This is a genomic window from Mesorhizobium sp. M4A.F.Ca.ET.020.02.1.1, from assembly GCF_004022645.1.
Taxonomy (GTDB): Bacteria; Pseudomonadota; Alphaproteobacteria; order Rhizobiales; family Rhizobiaceae; genus Mesorhizobium.
In genome coordinates this window covers 1-663 of record NZ_RZOI01001319.1, presented here as the reverse complement: position 1 = coordinate 663, position 663 = coordinate 1, and the positions used below count along the sequence as shown (strand labels likewise).

Here is a 663-nt window from a genome sequence, read left to right as displayed (position 1 = left end):
AGCTGCGCCGGCGGCTGATCTGGTCGCTCGGCGGCTTCTTTGTCGCCTTCCTCGTCTGCTTCTTCTTTGCCAAGCGGCTGTTCAACCTTCTGGTCATCCCGTTCAAGTGGGCGACCCAGTGGGCCGGGCTCGACCCGCACAAGGTCGAGCTGATCTACACCGCGCCGCAGGAGTTCTTCTTCACGCAGGTGAAGCTTGCCATGTTCGGCGGCATGGTCATCGCCTTTCCGCTGATCGCTACGCAGATCTACAAATTCATCGCGCCCGGCCTCTACAAGAACGAGCGCAACGCATTCCTGCCGTTCCTGATCGCCTCGCCGATCCTGTTCCTGATGGGCGCGTCGCTGGTCTATTTCTTCTTCACGCCGATGGTGATGTGGTTCTTCCTCGCCATGCAGCAGACCGGCACCAACGACCAGGTGCAGATATCGCTGCTGCCAAAAGTGTCGGAATATCTCAGCCTGATCATGACGCTGATCTTCTCCTTCGGCCTGGTGTTCCAGTTGCCCGTGGTGACCAGCCTGATGACCAGAGTCGGCATGCTGTCGTCGAAGGCGCTGGCCGAGAAGCGCAAATGGGCGATCGTCATCGCCTTCGTCGTCGCCGCCGTGCTGACGCCGCCCGATCCGATGAGCCAGATCGGCCTCGCCATCCCGACCATCC

Annotated in this window: 1 protein-coding gene; it reads left to right on the top strand. The window is 60.8% G+C overall.

Annotated elements, in window-relative coordinates:
* Positions 1-663, top strand: a 663-nt coding sequence (tatC, locus tag EN742_RS36880) for a twin-arginine translocase subunit TatC (RefSeq protein ID WP_128333989.1), incomplete at both ends; no start/stop codon positions are given.